This is a genomic window from Pantoea alhagi (assembly GCF_002101395.1).
Classification (GTDB): Bacteria; Pseudomonadota; Gammaproteobacteria; order Enterobacterales; family Enterobacteriaceae; genus Mixta; species Mixta alhagi.
This window is the reverse complement of the sequence record NZ_CP019706.1, coordinates 2,992,245-3,013,662: the sequence shown is the minus strand read 5'-3', so window position 1 is coordinate 3,013,662 and position 21,418 is coordinate 2,992,245. Positions and strand designations below refer to the sequence as shown.

23 protein-coding genes are annotated in these 21,418 nt (G+C 54.5%); 8 read left to right on the top strand and 15 right to left on the bottom strand.

Translation table 11 applies throughout. The annotated features are described in order from the left end of the window. Positions 1-203 precede the first annotated feature (203 nt). Entirely contained in the window at positions 204-689 is a 486-nt protein-coding gene (locus B1H58_RS14065) for a nuclear transport factor 2 family protein (protein WP_085071107.1), read from the top strand. A 468-nt stretch (positions 690-1,157) separates the two neighbouring features. Here the strand turns inward: B1H58_RS14065 and B1H58_RS14060 are convergent, their stop codons facing one another. The 4 genes from B1H58_RS14060 to B1H58_RS14045 all read right to left on the bottom strand — a co-directional run bounded on the left by B1H58_RS14060 (position 1,158) and on the right by B1H58_RS14045 (position 3,740). Beyond that, positions 1,158-1,901, bottom strand: a complete 744-nt coding sequence (locus B1H58_RS14060) for an EamA family transporter (protein WP_085071106.1) — start codon at positions 1,899-1,901, stop codon at positions 1,158-1,160. 102 nt (positions 1,902-2,003) lie between these two features. After that, positions 2,004-2,987: a saccharopine dehydrogenase family protein gene (locus B1H58_RS14055; protein WP_085072324.1), complete on the bottom strand. Its 984-nt coding sequence runs from the start codon at positions 2,985-2,987 to the stop codon at positions 2,004-2,006. After that, positions 2,987-3,388 carry a VOC family protein gene (locus tag B1H58_RS14050; RefSeq protein ID WP_085071105.1) on the bottom strand — a complete coding sequence of 134 codons (402 nt, stop codon included), beginning with the start codon at positions 3,386-3,388 and terminating at the stop codon, positions 2,987-2,989. Before B1H58_RS14050 ends, B1H58_RS14055 begins: the two co-directional genes overlap by 1 nt. After that, a complete protein-coding gene (locus B1H58_RS14045; protein WP_085071104.1) occupies positions 3,381-3,740 on the bottom strand; it encodes an SDR family NAD(P)-dependent oxidoreductase in 360 nt (119 codons plus the stop codon). The genes B1H58_RS14050 and B1H58_RS14045 overlap by 8 nt, the downstream gene beginning before the upstream one ends. Positions 3,741-3,961: 221 nt before the next feature. Here B1H58_RS14045 and B1H58_RS14040 point away from each other — a divergent pair, with 221 nt between their 5' ends. Next, positions 3,962-4,786, top strand: a complete 825-nt coding sequence (locus B1H58_RS14040) for an AraC family transcriptional regulator (RefSeq protein WP_237172397.1) — start codon at positions 3,962-3,964, stop codon at positions 4,784-4,786. A 125-nt stretch (positions 4,787-4,911) separates the two neighbouring features. On the opposite strand, the gene B1H58_RS14035 is transcribed toward B1H58_RS14040, so the two are convergent. Together B1H58_RS14035 and B1H58_RS14030 are read right to left on the bottom strand one after the other, a co-directional pair. Continuing rightward, positions 4,912-5,304 carry a VOC family protein gene (locus B1H58_RS14035; protein WP_085072323.1) on the bottom strand — a complete coding sequence of 131 codons (393 nt, stop codon included), beginning with the start codon at positions 5,302-5,304 and terminating at the stop codon, positions 4,912-4,914. Positions 5,305-5,320: 16 nt separating this feature from the next. Further along, positions 5,321-5,920, bottom strand: coding sequence for a TetR/AcrR family transcriptional regulator (locus tag B1H58_RS14030; protein WP_085071102.1), 600 nt, complete (start codon positions 5,918-5,920; stop codon positions 5,321-5,323). A 138-nt stretch (positions 5,921-6,058) separates the two neighbouring features. Between B1H58_RS14030 and B1H58_RS14025 the strand changes: the two genes are divergently transcribed. Together B1H58_RS14025 and B1H58_RS14020 are read left to right on the top strand one after the other, a co-directional pair. Then, on the top strand, positions 6,059-6,805 hold the full coding sequence (locus tag B1H58_RS14025) for an SDR family NAD(P)-dependent oxidoreductase (RefSeq protein ID WP_085071101.1): 747 nt from the start codon (positions 6,059-6,061) through the stop codon (positions 6,803-6,805). Between the two features lie 484 nt (positions 6,806-7,289). Further along, positions 7,290-7,871, top strand: coding sequence for a DUF4142 domain-containing protein (locus tag B1H58_RS14020; protein ID WP_085071100.1), 582 nt, complete (start codon positions 7,290-7,292; stop codon positions 7,869-7,871). Between the two features lie 145 nt (positions 7,872-8,016). On the opposite strand, the gene B1H58_RS14015 is transcribed toward B1H58_RS14020, so the two are convergent. The 5 genes from B1H58_RS14015 to B1H58_RS13995 all read right to left on the bottom strand — a co-directional run bounded on the left by B1H58_RS14015 (position 8,017) and on the right by B1H58_RS13995 (position 12,974). Then, a complete protein-coding gene (locus tag B1H58_RS14015) occupies positions 8,017-8,808 on the bottom strand; it encodes an ABC transporter ATP-binding protein (protein WP_157130179.1) in 792 nt (263 codons plus the stop codon). Beyond that, the gene (locus B1H58_RS14010) at positions 8,805-9,887 is read right to left on the bottom strand and encodes a FecCD family ABC transporter permease (protein WP_085071098.1); all 1,083 of its coding nucleotides are present in this window, start codon (positions 9,885-9,887) and stop codon (positions 8,805-8,807) included. The genes B1H58_RS14015 and B1H58_RS14010 overlap by 4 nt, the downstream gene beginning before the upstream one ends. Before the next feature lie 238 nt (positions 9,888-10,125). Continuing rightward, the gene (locus B1H58_RS14005) at positions 10,126-11,592 is read right to left on the bottom strand and encodes an amino acid permease (RefSeq protein ID WP_085071097.1); all 1,467 of its coding nucleotides are present in this window, start codon (positions 11,590-11,592) and stop codon (positions 10,126-10,128) included. Between the two features lie 127 nt (positions 11,593-11,719). Then, positions 11,720-12,586 (bottom strand): DNA-binding transcriptional regulator YeiE, encoded by an 867-nt coding sequence (gene yieE / locus B1H58_RS14000; protein ID WP_085071096.1) that lies wholly within the window; start codon positions 12,584-12,586, stop codon positions 11,720-11,722. Positions 12,587-12,596: 10 nt separating this feature from the next. Further along, complete coding sequence (locus B1H58_RS13995; protein ID WP_085071095.1) at positions 12,597-12,974, bottom strand: YkvA family protein; 378 nt, start codon at positions 12,972-12,974, stop codon at positions 12,597-12,599. Positions 12,975-13,083: 109 nt separating this feature from the next. Between B1H58_RS13995 and B1H58_RS13990 the strand changes: the two genes are divergently transcribed. Both B1H58_RS13990 and nfo read left to right on the top strand, forming a co-directional pair. After that, positions 13,084-14,142, top strand: coding sequence for a YeiH family putative sulfate export transporter (locus tag B1H58_RS13990; protein ID WP_085071094.1), 1,059 nt, complete (start codon positions 13,084-13,086; stop codon positions 14,140-14,142). A 55-nt stretch (positions 14,143-14,197) separates the two neighbouring features. Further along, complete coding sequence (gene nfo, locus B1H58_RS13985; RefSeq protein ID WP_085071093.1) at positions 14,198-15,064, top strand: deoxyribonuclease IV; 867 nt, start codon at positions 14,198-14,200, stop codon at positions 15,062-15,064. Between the two features lie 61 nt (positions 15,065-15,125). Here the strand turns inward: nfo and fruA are convergent, their stop codons facing one another. The 4 genes from fruA to B1H58_RS13965 form a co-directional block, all read right to left on the bottom strand. After that, positions 15,126-16,835, bottom strand: coding sequence for a PTS fructose transporter subunit IIBC (fruA, locus tag B1H58_RS13980; RefSeq protein WP_085071092.1), 1,710 nt, complete (start codon positions 16,833-16,835; stop codon positions 15,126-15,128). Between the two features lie 16 nt (positions 16,836-16,851). Continuing rightward, positions 16,852-17,790: a 1-phosphofructokinase gene (gene fruK, locus B1H58_RS13975; RefSeq protein WP_085071091.1), complete on the bottom strand. Its 939-nt coding sequence runs from the start codon at positions 17,788-17,790 to the stop codon at positions 16,852-16,854. After that, entirely contained in the window at positions 17,787-18,920 is a 1,134-nt protein-coding gene (gene fruB / locus B1H58_RS13970; protein ID WP_085071090.1) for a fused PTS fructose transporter subunit IIA/HPr protein, read from the bottom strand. Before fruB ends, fruK begins: the two co-directional genes overlap by 4 nt. Positions 18,921-19,246: 326 nt before the next feature. Further along, on the bottom strand, positions 19,247-19,501 hold the full coding sequence (locus B1H58_RS13965) for a YkgJ family cysteine cluster protein (protein WP_085071089.1): 255 nt from the start codon (positions 19,499-19,501) through the stop codon (positions 19,247-19,249). A gap of 151 nt (positions 19,502-19,652) precedes the next feature. On the opposite strand from B1H58_RS13965, the gene yeiP reads away from it, so the two are divergent. Then, positions 19,653-20,225: an elongation factor P-like protein YeiP gene (gene yeiP / locus B1H58_RS13960; protein ID WP_085071088.1), complete on the top strand. Its 573-nt coding sequence runs from the start codon at positions 19,653-19,655 to the stop codon at positions 20,223-20,225. Positions 20,226-20,416: 191 nt separating this feature from the next. After that, the gene (locus B1H58_RS13955; RefSeq protein WP_085071087.1) at positions 20,417-21,400 is read left to right on the top strand and encodes a CobW family GTP-binding protein; all 984 of its coding nucleotides are present in this window, start codon (positions 20,417-20,419) and stop codon (positions 21,398-21,400) included. Positions 21,401-21,418: the final 18 nt, after the last annotated feature.

Below are 21,418 nucleotides of genomic sequence, written 5' to 3'. Positions count from 1 at the left end.
CCTCTTTGCAGGAAGAGCCGACTCAGTTCCGGTTATGTCATTTCCGGACTTATATGGATTTTGCGTTTGCGTCATTGTCTGACTTATTCGCAGTGCTGAACAGCTGGCTGAGTCTGTTATTAAAAAAATCATATTGATTAATTCAATTCGCCTGCTTTCTGAATGGCGAAATTATTTCAACAATAACCCAAAGGGGTCAGATTATGACTAATGCCATTAATACAGTAAATGAACAACGTTATATTGATGAGCTAAAGATTCAGCGGTTGCTTGCAATGTATGTTCATAACCTGGATGACGGAAAATTTACCGAGAACTCTGAATTGTTTGAACACGCCGAATTTATTGTCCTCAGTGATACTGCTCATGGTCGCGAAGAGGTTGAGCAGTTTTTTATCCGTGGTGTTCAGCGTCATGAAGACGGAACTCCCCGCACCTGGCATAGCGTATCCAGTGCACTGATAGATATTTTCCCTTCCGGTGATTCAGCCACCTGCGTCAGTTATTTCACTGTACATCAGGAGCTGGACGGATTCCCGTTACAGCCAATATGTACAGGGCGTTATTACGACACTTTTGAAAAACATGACGGTTACTGGCGATTTACGTCGCGCAATGTTGTTCCCCGTCTGATGGGTGCTCTTCAGTTTCACGTTGGCGCACCTGTCAACCGTACGCAGACTGAGTGAGCGTAGTGGACAGGAAAAAGCCGGGCTCGTTCCCAGGGCAATAAAGTTATCGGCTTTGCCATTGCAACGGAGCTTACCGTTTCATTCGCAAAAGAACCCGACCCTCTGGTATTAAGGTCAACGCTGTTGAAGCCGGGCTTGACACAGATTTAAATGACAGTACAGGCTTTCTGACGTCAAAAGAATGCGCAGCCACGGCGGTAAAAAGGCGTTAACGGGACCAAACGGCCCTGTCGGTATTTTGCAGTCACGGGTGCCAGCGCTGACGGAAGACCCGTTCCGGAAGCCTGAAACAGCGCCCGGGACTCCCGGGCAAGGTCAATACGATAGCCAGCGCTGACAGACGTATCCCTACGATTCACCGCTTTCTGCTGTGGTGCGCACTGGCTTTCACTTTTTTATAACCATCAGCCATCAGCGCCGGAACGGCGAGCCATATCGGGACATACGTCAGCAGCGATGCCAGAGTCAGTTTTTCTCCAGGCAAAAAAATGACACCAGAAATAACAGGAGGGGTTCGACATAAGACTGCATGCCAAGCATCGTAAACGAGGGGCTACTGCTGGCAAGCAGGAAGCAAAGTAATGCAGAGCAGCTCAGTAATCCCAGCCCTGCAAGAATGCCCCATCCGCCGACAGCCCCGGCGGGTAACCATTCTTTTCCATTTCCCTGATAAATCAGCAGGGCAATTGCCGGCATCACAAGTAATAAATTTTCCGCAATTAAGCTAAAGAAAGCGTTATTTTGCAGCTGACGTTTGATAATGAAATACAACTGATATCTCAGCATAACGACAAGCGCCACGATCGGAAGTGAACGCACCATTACGCCGCAGGCCGCCAGCAGTACAGCGCTCTGCCGGTTACTACCATGACCAGAGGCAACAGAAAGTACCCGAGTGCAAGTGACCGGCTTTGCCCGTTGACGGGTGCCCAGCGGAAAATAAGTATCTGCAGGCGCAAGAAGCGCGGCGCAGACAAGTGTTGCAATGAGCAGCCATGTATTTTTTATCACTGACATTAAATAGTGCCAGAAAGGATCCCGCTTTCTTCGAAAGGCCAGTGCCAGCATCAGCAACAGCACGGTTGTTACTGCGCGCCATCCGGCTATCTGCCATCCGTTCAGCGGATGCAGAAAAACAGTGTAATAGAAAAGTACAGCAAACAGCACTGATGACACTAATGACAGCGTGATGCCCTTTTGTGCAGACATATCTCTCCCACGGAAACGTTTACGGGAAAAACAAGGCAGTGATAAAAATGCGAAGCACCAGCCAGCAGATACCCCGCTAACCGGTGCAACTTATAAGCACAATCAGGACAGCTGAATCGACGTACCCGGAATTGCCAGTGCAAACTCAGCACCAAACACGATTGCCGGCGTCTGAAAGCCGGGGACGCTGTCACCGCTGAGGACGCGTCTGACAGCCTCAACGGCCGCAAGTGGCGTATAGGAATATCCGTTAACCGTTTCGATTAATGCCCGTTGCATATTTCCGTCCGAGCCGGTGACTTCGGCTATGGCGCGTGCGCGGTTGGCTTCACGCTCCTCCTGGCCGGGCCCATTAGGAAGCAGCGACAAATCCCCCTCCGGAAAAGCATCTCCGGTCACATGAACAAACATCTCAATATCCGGAATACCGGTTGAATGCCATGCCGTAACCAGATCGCCAAAGGAAAGCGGCGCACAGGCGACAGGCCCCTCACCAAAATCAAACCAACCGGGTTGCGTATTCTGTTTCGTTATCAGCGTACCGTTAACGCGTTCCAGCAGACCGGCTCCGATAATTTCACCTGCGCTGACAGCAGAACCCCGGGACATAGAGCCGGCCACCTGTAAGGCTATGCGCAGTCGCCGGGGTTCATGTACCTGTCGTGCCAGGCGAACCGCCAGACAGTCAGTCGGCACCACATCCCAGCCCACGCCCGGCATCAGCATGCTGCCCGCCCGCGCAGCCACATCTCCCAATGATTCAGCCAGCCGGTAAACGTTAATTTCTGCCGTGATATCGAGGTAGTGAATGCCCTGCCCGATACAGGCTCTCATCAGCGACTCTGCCGTGCCGGCGAACGGCCCGGCACAGTTCAGCACGACACTTACTCCCTCCAGTTGGCGAATCACTTCACCTTTATCTTCAAGGCTGAAAACCCGCATCCCGGCATCAAGTGATTCTGCGATCGCGCCCAGAGGTTGCTCTTTTCTGCCAGCAACAATGATACTGAGACCCGCGGTTTTTGCCTGTGCGGCAATCATGCGCCCCGTATAACCGGCTGCGCCATATATCAGTAATGTCTTCATCATTGGGGGTGCTGCCAGCTCTTGTAAACAAATTCCAGGCTGTAGCCATCAGGATCGAATACACCTGCAGCGTAATAGCGGGGATCGTAGTGAAGCCGGGCGCCGGGCGCACCGTTGTCAGTTGCGCCAGCACGCATGGCTGCAGCATAGGCTTCATTCACCATTGTCTGGTTCCGGGCAATGAACCCGACGTGCACGGCAGACGGAGTCACGACGCCTTCGCGGAGCCAGAAAAAAATCCGGCCCTGAGCACCGAAGCCTTTCAAATCCGGATGTCCCGGAGGCCCGTCTTTTCCGTCATAATCATGACGCACCGTGATGCCGAGAGGGGCAAGCGCTTCAGTATAAAATTTAACGGAACGGTCAGTATCGCTGACCGACAGAAACACGTGATCAAGCATAAAAACTCCCGAATATTTCAGATTTGATAGCCGCCCGCGACCTCAATTGACTGTGCGTTAATCCAGCCATTACGCTCAGAAGCCAGCCCCGCAATAACACAACCGACATCCAGATATGCCTGAGCACATTCTTAAGCTCATTTCGTAATGCGCCAAATGAGCCGGTACGGGCCACATCAAGTTTCAGTGCGGCAGCCCGACCTCCCGCGCGATCAATTTCCTTTACTACATCCTCAGCGGAATCCGGATGATTGTTATACGTAACGATGACGCCCATTCCGTCTGCCGCGCACTGCCTTGCAGCGCTGGCGCCAATACCGCCGCTGCCGCCTGTGATCAGTACAATTTTCATGGTGTTTTTCCTTTTTCATTGCGATATGAAAAGGTTAAAGCACTCGTCATCACAGGGCTTCTGTGTTCCTGCTCGATTCTTGCCTTTTTCTGCTTTATGCTCGTTTATCTTAAATTTTGAGGAGACTGGCGGTGACACAGGCCCCCTTGCTTGATGAGTTACGTCAGCTGACAGCCCATGCCCGAAACTGGCGAACCGAAACCGGTATCCCGCGGGTGGCAATGGTGCAGGGTGATGTCCCCGCGCATGCGCTGGCTGCGGTCTATGAGCCGATGATTAATCTCATACTGCGGGGCAGTAAATCCATGACGGTAGGTAACCGGATATTCAATTACGATCCTGCTTCTTATTTTGTTATGTCAGTCGATTTGCCAGCGGTAGGCGACGTACATCCTGATGACAGTGGCGCACCTTATCTTGCTGTCAGCCTGACTCTGACGCCGGAACGGATTGCGACGCTGCTGGCTGATTTACCCCCCCTGAGGGCTGATCCACAGTCGGGTGCTTTTTCTGTAGCCGCCGTTACGCCCGAACTGCTGGATGCCTGGGTAAGAATGCTTCGTCTGATGAAAACGCCTGAAGACATCCCTGCGCTCTCACCGGTGTATGAGCGGGAAATCCTTTATCATGTTCTGAAAGGCCCACATGGCTGGATGCTGAGGGATATCGCTTTACCGGGAACGATGCTGGCGCGCATTGGCAATGCCATTCGCTGGATAAGACACAATTTTGCGTCAGAGTTCGTGGTTGAATCACTGGCTGGGCAGGAAGCCATGAGCGTATCGGCTTTTCATCGTCATTTTAAGTCCGTAACAAATATGAGTCCGGTCCAGTATCAGAAACGCGTCCGCCTTCTTCATGCCAGAACCAAACTACTGGCGCGGCAGCAGAGCGTCACGTCTGTTGCTATGGAGGTGGGTTATCGCAGCGTGCCCCAATTTAATCGAGATTACGCCCGGTTCTTTGGCCGCTCCCCTTTAAAGGATGCTGCAAATCTCCGCAAGGAGACCGGTGATGCAGAAAGCTTTATGGATAATAATGTTTAGTAAGATTGTTGTCTTTGCTGGCGTAATAAAGCAATCACTGACCTCACGATGTTTTACTCAGTCAGTCGCAGGCCGCCGGACCTCAGAGGTGATTTATTTCGCAGAGTGACAACCGGCAGCCTTACTCATGCGTTTTGACACACCATTTCAATATTATTACCGTCCGGATCAAGGATAAAAGCCGCGTAATAGTGGGAATGGTAATGGTGGCGAATTCCCGGCGCGCCATTGTCCCTGCCGCCCGCCAGTACAGCGGCTCGCCAGAATTCATCAACTGTGACGCGCTCGCTTGCAGCAAAAGCCAGGTGCACTGAAGCGCCAGGCTTGTCTTTATCGTGCAGCCACAGCCTCGGGTATCCATGCGGGCCCAGCCCATACCGGGAACCACCTGTAAGAGTTCGCTCCGGTGGCACAGAAATAATCAGGCTGAATCCCAGCGGAGCGAGGGCTGCTTCAAAGAACCTGAGCGATACCTGAGCATTTTTTACGGCAATTTCAATATGGTCGATAATGGACATCGCTTTTACCTCCGGGTTAAACATTTGCTGGAGTCAGCAAAGCGCTGAATGCCTGACCGGCCAGTTGAGCCACAGCAGTTAACCTGGCTTTTGACAGGCCCGTTGCAGCGGCGGAGGAAAAGCCCCGCAGCGTTGTCACAACATAATCAGAAAGTTCGCGGTCCCGTACAGGCTCATACTGCCGGATATAGTTTCTGATGAACTCAATTCCTGCTTCACCATAGCGACATGCCAGTTCCCGGGCCTGCGGATCATCAGCACGCATACCTTCAGCCACAAGACAGCCCCGCTGTACCGGAGACCGGGCGTACAAACGTGCAGCAGTAACAAAAAGGTCGGCAACGGCCTCATGCAACGGTCTGCCCGGCGTCAGAATTTTGTCAGCCGGCAGGTTTCCTTCGGCAACATACAGCTCCAGGCAGCGCTCAAACAGCCCCGCTTTACTGCCGTAAGCGGCGTACAGGCTGGGGGGATTTATATTCAGCGCCTTCGTCAGTTCCGTTATGCCTACAGCATCATAACCATGCTGGTGAAACAGCGCTTTAGCCGTCTGCACGCCGGACTCTCTGTCAAACGTTCGCCTGCGTGGCTTTAACACTTTTTCGGTATCACTCATATATCCATCTCCCCGTTACGCCAGAAGTATGTCAGTTGTCATCTTAAAACTTTTCTTTAGCGATCGCTACAATAAGTTAATGACAGCCCGTTCAGGCCTGCATATAGTGACCACTACACAAACCAATATGGTATACATATGAATCAGTCACTTAACAAAAAATTTGCCGTTATCACTGGTGGCAGCAGCGGCATTGGTCTGGCTATAGCGAAAAGCCTTATCGATGAAGGCGCAAATATTGTCATCACCGGCCGGACGGAAGAAACGCTTAAAAAGGCGGTAATGACTTTAGGGGAAAATGCAAAAGGTATCGTTGCTGATGTCAGCAGCAAGATAAGTCTGGATGCGCTTTATGAAAGGGTTAAAGCTGAATTTGGTCGCATTGATATTCTTGTTGCTAATGCTGGCAGCGGGATCCATGCCCCACTTGGTGAAATAACTGAAAAACAGATTGATGACCAGTTCGCAACAAATGTTAAAGGCGTGGTGCTGACAGTTCAGCAGGCTTTACCTCTGCTTGGTAAAGATTCAAGCGTAATCATCATTGGTTCGACGGCCTCTGTGGATCCGGGTCCAGACATGAGTATTTATGGTGCGACCAAAGCTGCAGTCAGGAACATGGTAAGAAGCTGGGTTACAGAGCTGCATGGTTCCGGTATACGCATAAATATCGTCAGCCCCGGTCCTGTTAATACAGAGTCACTCAGAGCCGCATTTGGAGAAAAGGCCAAAGAAGGGCTCTCTTTCTTGACCGCAAAGAGTCCCCTGGGGCGTATTGGTGAGCCTGAAGAAATTGCTGCTGTTGCAACATTTCTGGCCAGTGATGCCGCAGGTTATGTAAACGGCATTGAGCTGTTCGCTGATGGAGGAGCATCTCAAACCTGACAAAAGTTAATGCCCGTAGTTTTTAAGCATTCAAAGATGGTGTATTTATCATCAGCCTCTTCTATCCTGACGGATATTTTTACCAAGGGGATTACCATGAAAACAGCTGCAAAATCAGATCCCCTTTCTCCAAAATTACGTTTTTTTGATTGAAAAATTGTCAGCAGAGCCTGCCGCTATTACTGGTGATAGTGGCAAACAGACGTGCGTCGGCGCTCATGGCTTCTCGTATCTACCGGATCAGTTGCGCGTGTTCGTGAGCAGGATGCCTCCAGCCCGACCTTAGCCTTTGAACTCCGTGCTGTGCAATTTCCGCTTCTTTGCTTCCGCATTTCCTGCCGTCCTCCGTGGAGATCCATAACTCAATCTCCTGCCTTAAATCGCTAATCCACTATACTGACTATTGCAGTAGCAATTTACATACGAGGTTACGCACGGTTAATTGCCTGGCATCAACCTTACCCATGACCATCCGGAGAGCAAAATGTTAAAGAATAAAACCCTGAAAGGGCTGCTGGCCGTATCGGCAGTAACAGTTATGTTCAGCGCGGTCAGCGTGCAAGCTCAGACGCCGACGAGCGCCGCGCAGAGTAGCGCCTCAGGCCAGACCGGATCGAGCGCAAGGCTCAGCTCTGGCGACGAAAAAGCGTTGAAGGACATGGCGCAGGCCAATATCAATGAAATCGCCGCCGCCAAAATCGCGCTGAGCAAGGCCCAAAGCAGTGAAGTCAAAGCGTTCGCTCAGCAGATGGTCGACGACCACGGCGGAGCCTTGACCAAAGTACAGGCGGTTGCCCAACAAAAAGGCGTGACTCTGCCGACTGAGCCGGACGCCAGCCACAAGGCCATAGCCACCATGCTGGAAAAGCAGAGCGGCGACGCATTTGACAAGATGTATATGGAAAACGCTGGCATCAAAGACCACAAGATGGTGCTGTCGAGGCTGCAGAGTGATGCCATGAACATCACGGATCCGGATGTGAAGACTCTGGCCGAGGCACACACGCCGGTCGTTGAGCAGCACCTAAAATCTGCCCAGCAGATAGGCATGCCAGCAGGTAATTAAACAGATTGTTCAGTGGGCGCACGTCCCTGCGCCCCGGGCGCTACCACAATCAACAGGACGTTATTAACTGTTCCCTTGATGATTCGCTTGTATCCCGCCCTTATTTATTGCCGTGTAGTAGCGCTTTAAATAAGGGCTAAAGGAATTACAGGCCGGGTTCCGCCACCAGTCCGTCAATAAGTACCTGCGGCGAGCCCTGTGAGCAGCGCTCAATGCGTCCACGCACACCATATACTTTGGCCAGGCTTTCCGCTGTAATGACCGTTTCCGGTTCACCATCAGCAATTAACCTGCCCTGCTGGAGCATCAATACATGCTCTGCATGGCGCAGCGCAATATTAATGTCGTGAACCACAACCAGAGTAACAATATTTCGCAGTTGGGTTTCCCGCCGCACTAAATCCATTACGTGAAACTGATAATTTAAATCGAGCGCGCTTAGCGGTTCGTCCAGCAATAACAGCTGCGGGCGTCGAATTAATGATTGCGCTAATCCCACCAGCTGTTTTTGCCCGCCGGAAAGCTGATCAAGATAGCTTAATGCCAGATGCGCAATACCCAACTGTTCCAGCAGCACCATGACTTCCGCTTCGCTGACGGCGCTTCCTCCGTAACCTCCGGAGGCGCGCTGAGCAACAATAATGGATTCCAGAACGTGTAAATGCACGCCCGCCGGCAGCGACTGTGGCAGATAAACCACTTTTTCCGCACGGCGCGCAAACGGCTGTGCCATCAACTCTTCACCGTTAAGCCAGAGTTCGCCCTGGGCCGGGTTCAGGCCAGCCAGGGAACGCAGCAACGTTGATTTACCGCAGCCGTTTGGCCCCAGCAGCACGGTGATTTTTCCGCGCGGCAGCCGGGGAACATTGAGGTTTTCAATGACTTTACGTTTCGGATAGCCCGTGTGAAACCTACGGATTTGTAAACCTTCCATCAGACATTCCCCCGATGACGCAGAATAATGGTCAGGAAAAACGGCACGCCGACCAGCGACGTAACGATGCCGACCGGAATAATGATGCCCGGGATCAGATTTTTGGAAGCCACAGAGGCCATCGACAGCACCAGCGCGCCGGTCAGCGCGCTGGCAGGCAGGTAGAAGCGGTGATCTTCACCGAATATCAGTCGGGAGATATGCGGCGCAACCAGGCCAATAAAGCCGATCGGCCCGACAAAAGCCACCGCCAGCGCCGAAAGGATACTGATACGCAGCAGCGTGCCGAGACGCAGACGACGCACGTCGATGCCAAAGCTGATAGCACGATCTTCACCGAGGCGCAGCGCGGTCAGCTTCCATGAACTCATCAGGGAGAACGGCAGCAGCAGCAGCACCGCCGCGCTTAAAATGCCCAGCTTGTCCCAGGAGGCGCGCGCCAGACTGCCCATGGTCCAGAACACCAGCCCCTGCAACGTATCTTCGCTGGCGATAAACTGCAGCATGGAGACCAGGGCATTAAAGGTAAACACCAGCGCAATACCAAACAGCACCACGCCGGAGGTGGCGACCCGTGTCCAGCGCGTGACGCCATCCAGCATCAGCGCAGCAAACAGCGCAAAGACAAAAGCGTTGCCGGAGATAAACCACTGATCGGGGATACCGGGAATGCCGATGCCGAGAATAATGGCCAGCGCGGCACCGAACGCCGCAGCGGATGAAACGCCCAGCGTAAACGGGCTGGCCAGCGGATTATTCAGGATGGTTTGCATTTCCGCGCCGGCCAGGCCAAGCGCCAGGCCCACCACCACTGCCATCAGTGCATAGGGCAGGCGGATTTCCCACACGATAACGCGTGTTCCGGCATCTACGCTCTCCGGCTGCAGCAAAGTATGCCAGAGTGTCTCCAGCGTCAGGCCGGAAGGGCCAAGGGTAAAATCGAAGATTAGCGAGGCCAGAATAGCCAGCAGCAGCAGGCCCATCATCATCAGGCGGTGCCGTAACAGCTGGCGGTAGCGTCCCATCACCTGCTCAGGCAGTTTAGCGCTGGCATAGTGGGCGGATTCGGGTGTCACACTCATGTTAAATCCTGTCAATATCCGTTATTTCCGGCGCGGGTGGTCTGTCTTCCTTGCGTTAGTGGAGTCGCAATAAAATGTGCGCGCCGCCCTGCTCCGCCGCTGGCCGAAGGCCCAGCGGTAAGGGCTGGAACAATAAAACAAATGATAATGGTTATCAATGCAATTTGTGGCATCGTACCAGATAACAAAAAGGCGCAACTTTCGTCGCGCCTTTCTTTTATTTGCCCGTCATTAACCGTTAGTCACCGAAGCGTGGAAATTCCATATCGCGATAGCGTACGAAACGACTGCGGCGTACCAGCTTGTAGCCAAACCAGATGATCAGGAACAGCGGAATGCCGATATAGGTAGCAGCCACGCCGTACCAGTCAATGGTGTCCGCCAGGAAAGCCTGATAGTTCTGACCAAGTGTAATAATCAAACAGAGCACAAAAGCGAAAATCGGCCCCAGCGGGAAGAAGCCGGACAGGTAAGGCAGGTCTTCCAGCTTATGTCCCTGCGCCACATAGCCACGACGGAAGCGATAATGGCTGATGGCAATGCCCAGCCAGGCGATAAAGCCTGTCATCCCGGAGGTGTTTAGCAGCCACAGGTAAACCTGCTGGTTACCAAACTTCGAGGTCAGGAAGCAGAGCGCTGCCACTACGGTGGTGGCATAGAGCGCGTTGCGCGGCACGCCGTTTTTCGACAGCTTAGCGAAAATACGCGGCGCTTTGCCTTCGCTGGCAAGGGTAAACAGCATGCGCGTCGAGGCGTACATCCCGGAGTTGCCCGCCGACAGCACCGCCGTCAGGATCACCGCGTTCATTACCGCCGCCGCCGACAGCAGACCGGCATGCTGGAACACCAGCGTAAACGGACTAACGCTGATATCTTTTACATCGTTACGCAGCAGGCTGGGATCGGTGTAAGGAATGATCAGGCTGATAATCAGAATGGCGAAGATATAAAACAGCAGGATACGCCAGAACACCTGACGCACCGCGCGCGGAATATTTTTTGCCGGATCTTCCGACTCGCCCGCCGCAATACCAATCAGTTCGGTTCCCTGGAAAGAGAAGCCGACAATCATCGCCACGCCAATCATCGCTGCAAAACCACCGGCGAAAGGCGCTTCGCCAATCTGCCAGTTTTGCCAGCCAGCGCTCTCTCCGCCGCGCAGGATCCCGATCATCATCAGCACGCCAATAATGATAAAGATGATCACGGTGGTGACTTTGATCAGCGAGAACCAGTATTCCGCCTCGCCAAAGCCTTTTACCGAAATATAGTTCAGCAGGAACATCAGGCCGAGGAACAGTGCGCTCCAGATCCAGCCCGGCGTATCCGGGAACCAGTAACTCATCACCAGCTGTGATGCCACCAGGTCAACGGCGATGGTAACCGCCCAGTTGTACCAGTAGTTCCAGCCAAGCGCGAAGCCAAACCCTTCTTCGACATATTTGGCACCATAGGTGGAGAAAGAGCCGGAAACCGGCATAAACGCCGCCAGTTCGCCGAGACTGGTCATCAAAAAGTAAACCATCAGCCCGATAAGCGCATAGGAGAGCAGCGCACCGCCAGGCCCCGCCTGCGAGATCGTCGCGCCAGAGGCGACAAACAGCCCGGTGCCGATAGATCCGCCGATAGCGATCATTGTCAGATGGCGCGCTTTTAGCGCACGCTGCAACCCAGGTGGTTGTGTTGTTTTTTTATCCTGAACCATATTTAAACGCTGTAAATGGGATGAAAAGAGGCGCGATTGTAGCAACTCATCGGGTCAAGTATAGTGATAACCCTGCGTTATAAGTTACCTTCATGATTCGCGCTGGATTATTAGCAGTGCCCGTTACTTATTCCCGGCAATAGCTCAGAAAGCGGCTCAGCGCTTTGGAGATATGCTTCTGCCGATGATGGATACGATAAAGGGTACGCGACAACGTTGGCAACGGCACCTTGATTTCCACCAGCGAACCGGTTTCCAGCTGTTCGGCAATCACCCGCCGCGACAGGCAGCTAATGCCCATCCCGTGCCGTACCGCATGCTTGATCGCCTCAGAGTTGCCCAGCTCCAGCGCCAGCTGAAAATGCGGCAGGTGCGAGAGCAGCAGATAATCCACGATTTCACGCGTACCCGAGCCGTGCTCACGCAGGATCCAGGGCGCAGCGGCCAGGCTCTCCAGCGTGACCGGCTGCTGGCGCAACGGCGTATCAGGCGCGGCAAACACCACCAGCTCATCCTGCAGCCAGGGTTCGCTGATGATGTCGCTGAGATGGCATGGCCCTTCTATCAGCCCAAGATCCACGCGAAAATCGGCTACCGCATTGATCACATCCTGACTGTTGCCCACACTCAGCTCCAGCGGCAGCTGCGGATAGTCGCGTCGCCAGGCGGCAAGCATTCCCGGCAACAGGTAGTTGCCAATAGTGCTGCTGGCGTACAGCCTAATCGCGCCGTTGTCTTCGCGAAACAGCTGTTCAATATCGATCGCCTGCTCCAGCAGCCCTACCGCGCGCGGATAGAGCAGACGGCCATGTTCGTTTACCACCAGCCGCTTGCCCACGCGATCGAACAGCTGCACGCCCAACTGCCCTTCCAGGTCGGCCAGCGCCGCGCTGACCGCCGACTGCGAAAGCGCCAGCTGCTGTGAAGCCTGGGTAGTAGAACCGCTTTTCAGCACCTCGGTAAATACTTCTATTTGACGCAGCGTAATATGCATCGATTGTCCTTTACGTCATAAAATGCCTGACGCCCCACATCAGCAGCGCCAGCCAAAACAGCAGCAAAATAATAAGGCTGCTGCTCATCATTTTTTTACCCTGCCGCTGGCGTAGCTCAGCGTTGGCCTCGCTGCGGGCGCGTACCTGCGTTGGCATCATGCGCAACAGCAGCATCACACCCGACGGTACGATAACCGCATCATCCAGCCATCCCACAATGGGCATCACATCAGGGATCAGGTCGATGGGGCTAACCGCATAAACCGCCAGCACTCCGGTAAAAAGCTTTAACCACAGAGGCGCATGAGGGTCGCGACAGGCGAACCATAGCGTAAGCGCATCTTTTTTAATAAGCCGCACCCAGCGACGTAGACGATTAAACAGCACTTTCACCTCCGCCTATATTACTTATTCCGATTGATAATAAATATATAATCAATTTCACTTTTAAGCCAGGCGCGGCGCACACTTGCCTTAGAGAAAGAGGAGTCCGCATATGGCTGATTTAACCCTGACAAAACCGCACTATCGTTCAGCACGTTTTTTACCTGGGCTGCTGCTGACCGGCCTGATGGCTGCCGCTGCGCTAACGCTGGGCAGGCAGCATTTCTTTGCCACGCTGGGTCTGAGCGGGCTGACGCTGGCGATCGTTACGGGCATGCTGTTGGGCAATACCCTTTATCCTTATCTTCACTCTGTGTGCGATAGTGGCGTACTGCTGGCGAAACAGCGTCTGCTACGGCTGGGGATTATCCTGTACGGTTTTCGTCTTACCTTCCAGCAGATTGCAGGCGTCGGCATCAGCGGCATCGTTATTGATGCGTTGACGCTAAGCTCAACTTTTCTGCTGGCCTGCTGGCTTGGCCGTCGCTGGCTGGGGCTGGATCGCGAGAGCTGCTGGCTGATCGGCGCAGGCAGCAGCATCTGCGGTGCCGCCGCCGTGCTGGCAACGGAACCGGTGGTCAAAGCGCAGGCGGCAAAGGTGGCGGTGGCGATCGCTACCGTAGTGCTGTTCGGCACGCTGGCGATTTTTATCTGGCCGCTGCTCTGGCCGCTGGCGCAGCAGCTGTTTCCCGCGCTGAGCATGACGCAGTTCGGCATTTATACCGGATCGACGGTGCATGAGGTGGCGCAGGTGGTTGCAGCGGGCCACGCGATCGGCCCCGAGGCAGAAAACGCAGCGGTCATCGCCAAAATGCTGCGGGTCATGATGTTGGCACCGTTTCTGCTGCTGCTCTCCGCCTGGATCCAGCGCCAGAGCCCGCACTCTTCGACGCAACGAAGCGCCGTGCCGTTTCCCTGGTTTGCACTGATGTTTATTGCGGTGGCGCTGTTTAACTCATTCCATCTGCTGCCTGCTGGCTGGATTGCGTTGATCAACCAACTCGATACGCTGCTGCTGGCGATGGCAATGGCTGCCCTGGGGCTGACGACGCGCCTGAGCGCGATTAAACAGGCGGGCATGCGTCCGCTGCTGTTGGGCCTGATGCTGTTTATCTGGCTGCTGCTGGGTGGCGGCGCCATTAACCTGCTGGTTCACCATTTCATGCCATAGGCGCATCAGTTATCATGGCCGGCCTGCTCAGGCAGGCCATTAACAGGAGAACAGCATGAAATTTATTGGCGCGCATGTCAGTGCGGCGGGCGGTGTGGAACAGGCGGTGTTACGCGCTTATGAACTGGAAGCAACCGCTTTTGCGCTGTTTACCAAAAACCAGCGGCAGTGGCGGGCGGCGCCGTTATCCACTGCGACCATCGACGCCTTTCGCAGCGCCTGCGAAAAGTACGGCTATAGCAGCGGTCAAATCCTGCCGCATGACAGCTTTTTAATTAACCTCGGACATCCCCAGGAAGAGCCGCTGGAAAAATCGCGTAAGGCTTTTATTGATGAGCTGCAACGTTGCGAACAGCTGGGGCTGTCCCTGCTTAACTTCCATCCCGGCAGCCACCTCAGCCAGATCGACGAAGATGCGTGTCTGCAGCGTATTGCTGAGTCGGTGAATATTGCGCTGGATAAAACCACCGGCGTTACCGCAGTGATTGAAAACACAGCAGGCCAGGGCAGCAACCTGGGCTACCGTTTTGAACACCTGGCGGCGATTATCGATCGGGTGGAGGATAAGTCGCGCGTCGGTGTCTGTATCGATACCTGCCACGCGTTTGCCGGCGGCTACGATCTGCGCACCGAAGCGGACTGCGAGGCGACTTTCGCCGAATTCGATCGCATTGTCGGCTTTCAGTATCTGCGCGGTATGCATCTGAACGATGCGAAAAGCGCCTATGCCAGCCGCGTCGATCGGCATCACAGCCTGGGTGAAGGCAATATTGGCAAAACCGTGTTCAGCTGGCTGATGAAAGACAGCCGCTTTGACCATATTCCACTGATTCTGGAAACCATTAATCCCGATATCTGGAAAGATGAAATTGCCTGGCTGAAGTCGCAGCAGCTTGCTTCTGAAGGCACTCCCATACTTTGAATGCAAGCGCTATAAAAAAGCCAGCCCGAAGGCTGGCTTTTTAACAACGTGAACCGGTTAATTACGCTTTCGCCAGCTCAGCTTCAGGGCGTTTCAGCACCGCGTAAGAGACGCCTGCCAGCAACGTCCCTACCGCAATCGCCAGCAGATAACCCAGCACCGGCGTAATTGCGCCCGGGATCAGCAGCACAAACAGACCGCCGTGCGGCGCCATCAGTTTTGCGCCCACCATCATCGAGATAGCGCCGGTTACCGCACCACCAACGATACAGCAAGGCAGAACGCGCATCGGATCGCGAGCGGCAAATGGGATAGCGCCTTCGGAAATAAAGCACAGCCCCAGCACCAGCGCCGCTTTACCGCCCTCCTGCTGACCCTTGTTAAATTTCCGGCGCGCCAGCAGCGTCGCAACGCCCATCGCCAGCGGCGGCACCATACCGGCAGCCATAATTGCCGCCATTGGCGCATAGGTTTGCGAACTGAGCAGCCCCACACCAAAGGCATAGGCGACTTTGTTAATCGGCCCACCCATATCAGCACACATCATACCGCCAAGGATTGCGCCCAACAGCACCGCATTCGCCGTGCCCATATTGCCCAGCCAGTGCGTCAGACCTTCCATGATTTTCGCGACCGGCGTACCCACCACGTAAATCATCAGCAGACCGGTAATCAGGCTTGCTACCAGCGGAATAATCAAAATCGGCTTCAGCGCTTCCATACTCTGCGGCAGCTTTACTTTGCTGCTCAGGAATTTGGCGGCATAACCGGCAATAAAACCGGCAATAATCCCGCCAAGGAAACCGGCGTTAATTGAACTGGCCAGCATCCCGCCTATCAATCCCGGCGTCAGGCCCGGTCGGTCAGCGATAGAGAAAGCAATGAAGCCTGCCAGTACCGGCACCATCAGCGCAAAAGCGGTGCCGCCGCCAATCTGCATCAGCGCCGCTGCCAGCGTGCCCTGCTCTTTAAACGCGGTAATACCAAAAGCAAAGGAAAGCGCAATTGACAGACCGCCCGCCACGACCATCGGCAGCATATAGGAAACGCCGGTCAACAGGTGACGATAGGCTCCGGCGCGCTCTTTCTGCTCGCCGTCGCTGGATGCGCCCGACTGATTGCCTTTCGGCTGATAAGGCCGCGCTTCAGCCAGCGCCTTGTCAAACTCCTGCGCGGTTTTCTTCAACGCCAGGCCGGTAGAGGTGCGATACATCGGCTTGCCGGCAAATTTCGCCAGATCCACTTCGATATCCGCCGCCACGATCACCAGATCGGCATCGGCGATCTCCTGCGGGGTAATCGGGTTGCCCGCGCCGACCGAACCGCGTGTTTCCACCTTTACCCACCAGCCGCGTTTGTTCGCTTCGGTTTCAATCGCTTCGGCAGCCATAAAGGTATGGGCTACGCCGGTTGGACAGGCGGTGATCGCTACAATGCGTTTTGCGCCTGTCGCAGCTGCGCCGACGGTTGCCGACGGAGCCGCGATCGGCTCCACAGCCGGAGCCTGCCAGGGTTTTGCTTCTGCTTTGGCGCGCGCAAGGAAAGCCTGCGGATCGCGTACCGCCTGCGCCGCCTCGCCCAGCCATACCGCTTTGCCGTTCAGCGCGCTGTCAGCAGGCATTTTGCTGCCCAGCGCAATCACCAGTTCAGCATCAGCAGGATTTTCCACCAGCGTCAGGCCAGCGTTGCCCGCCGCCGCCGTGATAAGTTGTTTTGCCATATAACCGGAGGCCAGCCCCAGCGAAGGATCTGTAATCAGCAGCGTTTTCATTCTACCTCTCCTGCTGTCAGTTAAAGGGTTTCAGGTCGACGCGCGCCATCATCGCGGCCAACTGAGTACGATCGGTAACGCCCACATTGCTTTGGCTGACCGCCAGCGCGGCGACCGCCGTAGCCAGGCGTAGCGTATGTTCGCTTGATTCGCGCATCAGCAGGCCGTAGATCAGCCCGCCTACCATGGAGTCGCCCGCACCCACGGTGCTGACCACCTCACAGGCCGGTGGTTTAGCGATCCACTCGCCGGAGGCGTTGACCCACAGCGCGCCTTCCGCGCCCAGCGAAATCACCACATGAGCAATGCCCTGCTCGCGCAGCGCATGCGCAGCTTCAATAACATCTTCAAGCGTAGGCAGCTTGCGTCCGGCCCAGATCTCCAGCTCGCGGCGGTTTGGTTTCACCAGCCAGGGAGCAGCTTTCAGGCCTGCCACCAGCGCTTCACGGCTGCTGTCAAAAATGATGCAGGGACACTGGGCGCGCAGATCGCTCATCCAGCGGGTAAAGGCTTCCGGCGCAACGCCAGCCGGCAGGCTGCCGCTAACGCAAACCATATCGAACTGTCCAAGCCAGGTCAGGGAATCGGTGGTGAAACGCTCCCAGTCCTGTGCGCTAACGTCAAAACCGGAAAAGTTCAGGTCGGTGACTTCACCATCTTTCTCGGTAAGCTTAACGTTGATACGCGTGCGGCCCGGCACCACATGGAAACGGTTGGCGATACCCAGCTCGCTAAACAAATGCTGGAAGCCGTCCTGATTCTCTTTACCCAGAAAACCGCCAACGGTGACATCAATGCCCAGATCCTTCAGCACTTTTGCCACGTTAATGCCTTTGCCGGCGGCATGCAGCCCGGTGGTTTTCACCAGATTAACTTCACCACGCTCGATTTCCGGGCAATATCCCACCAGGTCATAGGCCGGATTTAGCGTAATGGTTGCAACGCGTCTGCTCATGCTGCCCCCTCGCCAAGGCCGCTGTTAATGGCCTCTTCAATCGCATTCAGCGCCTGCTGCGCATCTTCACCGCTGGCGGTAAAGCGCAGGCGATGTCCTTTTTTCACGCCCAGCGCCACCACTTTCATCAGGCTGCGACCATTGGCTGGCTTACCGCTGCCGTCAAGGTTGGTGATCGTGACATCACAGTTGAATTGCTTGATCACGCTGACCAGCGCCGTGCCCGGTCGGGCATGCAGACCATGTTCGTTGCGGATGATAAATTCTGCCGTCAGCACTTCCGCCTGCTCATCCACTTCGCTGGTTAACAGCGCCAGCACGCCAGCGGCATCCGCTTTCAGCAGACGCTCCGCTTTATTTTTCAGCAGCAGATCGCTGAGATAGTTAAGTACCTGCAGCGGCTTATCATCAGCCACCGCCACGGTCACCAGCATCGCTGCGGTTTCACCATCAACGACAACAGGCTGCGCGACGCGGCTGACCGCTACGGCACTGCCCAGATTGCCTTCGGTGCTGTCGTTCAGCCAGATGCCCTGGCCAAGGTTCAGCGGCTTCGCGCCAATAACCTGCGCGACAAAACGTGCATCAACCGCACCCGCCTGCTGCAATCGGCCCGCATTGAGCGCCTGCAGCGTCATTAAATCGCTGGCGTTAACATCAACGGCAATCAGCGAGGTATCGAATTTAAATTCGCTGCCCTGCTTTTCACCCATCAGCAGGCTGCGTAGCTCTTCAGCAGAGCTGGTGGTTCTTAATTGCGCGGCAACATCATCATCGCTTAGCACATGGGTAAGCTGACGCAGCAGCGCCAGATGCTCGTCGGAACGGGCGGCGATACCGATCACCACATAGGCGGTTTGATCGTCGCCCCAGGCGATGCCTTGCGGGAACTGAAACACCTGCACGCCGGTTTGCTGAACCAGGTCGCGGGTGTCGGTGGTGCCGTGAGGGATTGCAATGCCGTTGCCCAGATAAGTTGAAGTTTGTTGTTCGCGGGCCAGCATGCCGTTGACATACCCTTCGCCTACATTGCCTGCGGCCGTCAGCGCTGCGGCGACCTGGCGAATGGCCTCTTCTTTATTACTGGCTGTCTGCCCTGGATGGATAGCCTTGATATCGAGCTGGAACATAGTTCTCCTCTCCTGCCGAAATTGAATCGTTTCAGCTGTATTGAGAAAAAAAGCGTTACCCCATGCCAACTTTACTTGCGAGATAACGCTGAAACGTTTCAATCAGTTTGGTACAGAGTACCGTTTACACGCAAGTTATGTCTGAATCCGCGTAGCATATTTTTGAAGCAACGCACATTTCATTTACGTTTTCAGAATAATTCTGCTGCCAGGCTGAAATGGCGCTGACGGCAAAGACGATTTATCGCTCAGCTTCAGCAAGCATCAGCTGATAAGAATAAGAGGTGGCAAAAGCCTACAGGAAAGGCGAACAGGCAGAGATATTTTCAGGGAGCAGTGGCCGCTTCCAGCGTTAACAGCCAGGTAAGCGCCTGTTCACGGGAGGAGCCGCACATTTCAGCGGAAGGCTGCAGACCAGCGCAAACTTTAGGGCGCAGCGGCGAGCCGAATATTTTACAGCGCTGTTGGGCATCCAGCTGAATACAGGCCGTATTGGCCGGCTTGCCCTGCGGCATGCCGGGAATCGGTGATGAAATGGACGGCGCTGTACAACAGGCCCCACAACCGCTACGACATTCCATAACATTCCCCCGCTGAAAACCTCGCGACAATAGCAGCCCGTTTCATGAATTGCTATCTGACCCGTTAAAAATCGCTGCGGGATCTTGCCTGTTCTGCTGGCCGGGAGTACTTTGTCGCGATTCTTAACTATACGATGCAGAGAGAATGTAGATGCCAAAAGCTAACGAAATTAAACGCGGTATGGCCGTGACCTGGAACGGCAAGCTGCTGCTGGTTAAAGACATTGATATTCAAAGCCCCAGCGCACGCGGCGCCTCGACTTTATATAAAATGCGTTTTACCGATATTCGTACCGGTATGAAAGTAGAAGAGCGTTTTAAAGGCGACGATATCGTTGACGCTATCTCTCTGATTCGCCGCTCAGTAACCTTCTCTTATGTTGATGGCGATGAATATGTGTTTATGGATGAAGAGGACTATACCCCTTACATCCTGAAAAAAGAGCAAATCGAAGAAGAGCTGCTGTTCATTCCTGAAGGTGGGATGCCGGGTATGCAAGTGCTGACGATGGATGGTCAGGTGCTGGCGCTTGAGTTGCCGCAGACCGTTGATATGGAAATTGTGGATACTTCGCCGGGCATTAAAGGCGCTTCAGCCAGCGCACGTACCAAACCCGCCGTGATGGCAACCGGATTATCTATTCAGGTGCCGGAATATCTTAGTAACGGCGACAAAATCCGTATTCATATTGCCGAGCGCCGTTATATGGGGCGCGCTGACTAAAATTCCGATCTGTCTTTCGCCCAACCAAATGTTACAATATAACATTTGGTTGTTGCTGATAGCTGACGATAACACTCGCTGTTTAATGCGCCCTGCGCTACCGCGATATTGCAGCCCGACTCCTCCAGGCCGCCATGAAACATAATGTTTGCAGCAGCAGAGAGCGAATTAATCAATAAAAGGAGATCTCTATGATCCAGGTCAACCTGATTACCGGGTTTCTTGGCAGCGGCAAAACCACCACGCTCCTGCATCTGCTGGCGCAGAAACCAGAAGGCGAAAACTGGGCCATCCTGGTAAATGAGTTTGGTGAAATCGGTATCGATGGCGCCCTGCTGGCCGAAAGCGGCGCGGTATTAAAAGAGATCCCCGGCGGCTGCATGTGCTGCGTTAATGGTCTGCCCATGCAGGTAGGGCTTAATATGTTGCTACGTCAGCATCAGCTCGATCGCCTGCTGATCGAACCCACCGGTCTGGGTCATCCCAAACAGATCCTGGATATGCTGAGCGCCGAAGTTTACCAGCCCTGGCTGACGCTTCAGGCGTCACTGGCGCTGCTGGATCCGCGTCAGCTAAGTGATGCGCGCGTACGTTCCAATGAAAATTTCCGCGATCAGCTGGCTGCGGCAGATATTATCATCGCCAACAAGCAGGATCGCTGGCAGGAAGAAGATCGACAGGCGCTGGCGCAATGGCAGGCGGAGGCGCTGGCAGGCCGTCTGCTGGTCTCTACCGAATATGGCCGCATCGATCCGGCGCTGTTGGCGCAACCGCGCCATAATCTGCGCACGCTACCGCAGAGCGAGGCGCATCAGCATACTCACCATGGTTCAGGGCTCTCAGCGCTACGCCTCGATCGCAATGCGCGCTGGCGTCGCGCCTTTAATCAGGGTCAGGGCTATTACGCCTGCGGCTGGGCTTTTGACAGCGATACGCTGTTCGATACCATCGGCATTCTTGAGTGGGCGCGCCTGGCTCCGGTGACACGCGTTAAAGGGGTCATGCGTATCGCTGAAGGCGCGGTCAGCATTAATCGTCAGGGGGCCGATTTCCATATCGAGACGCGCCAGGCGCCGCCGCCGGATAGCCGTATCGAAATTATTCACGACAGTGAAGCGGACTGGAACCAGCTACAAAGCGAGTTGTTGAAACTCCGTTTAAGCGATAAGACATAATCTGTGTCGCTATTTTTG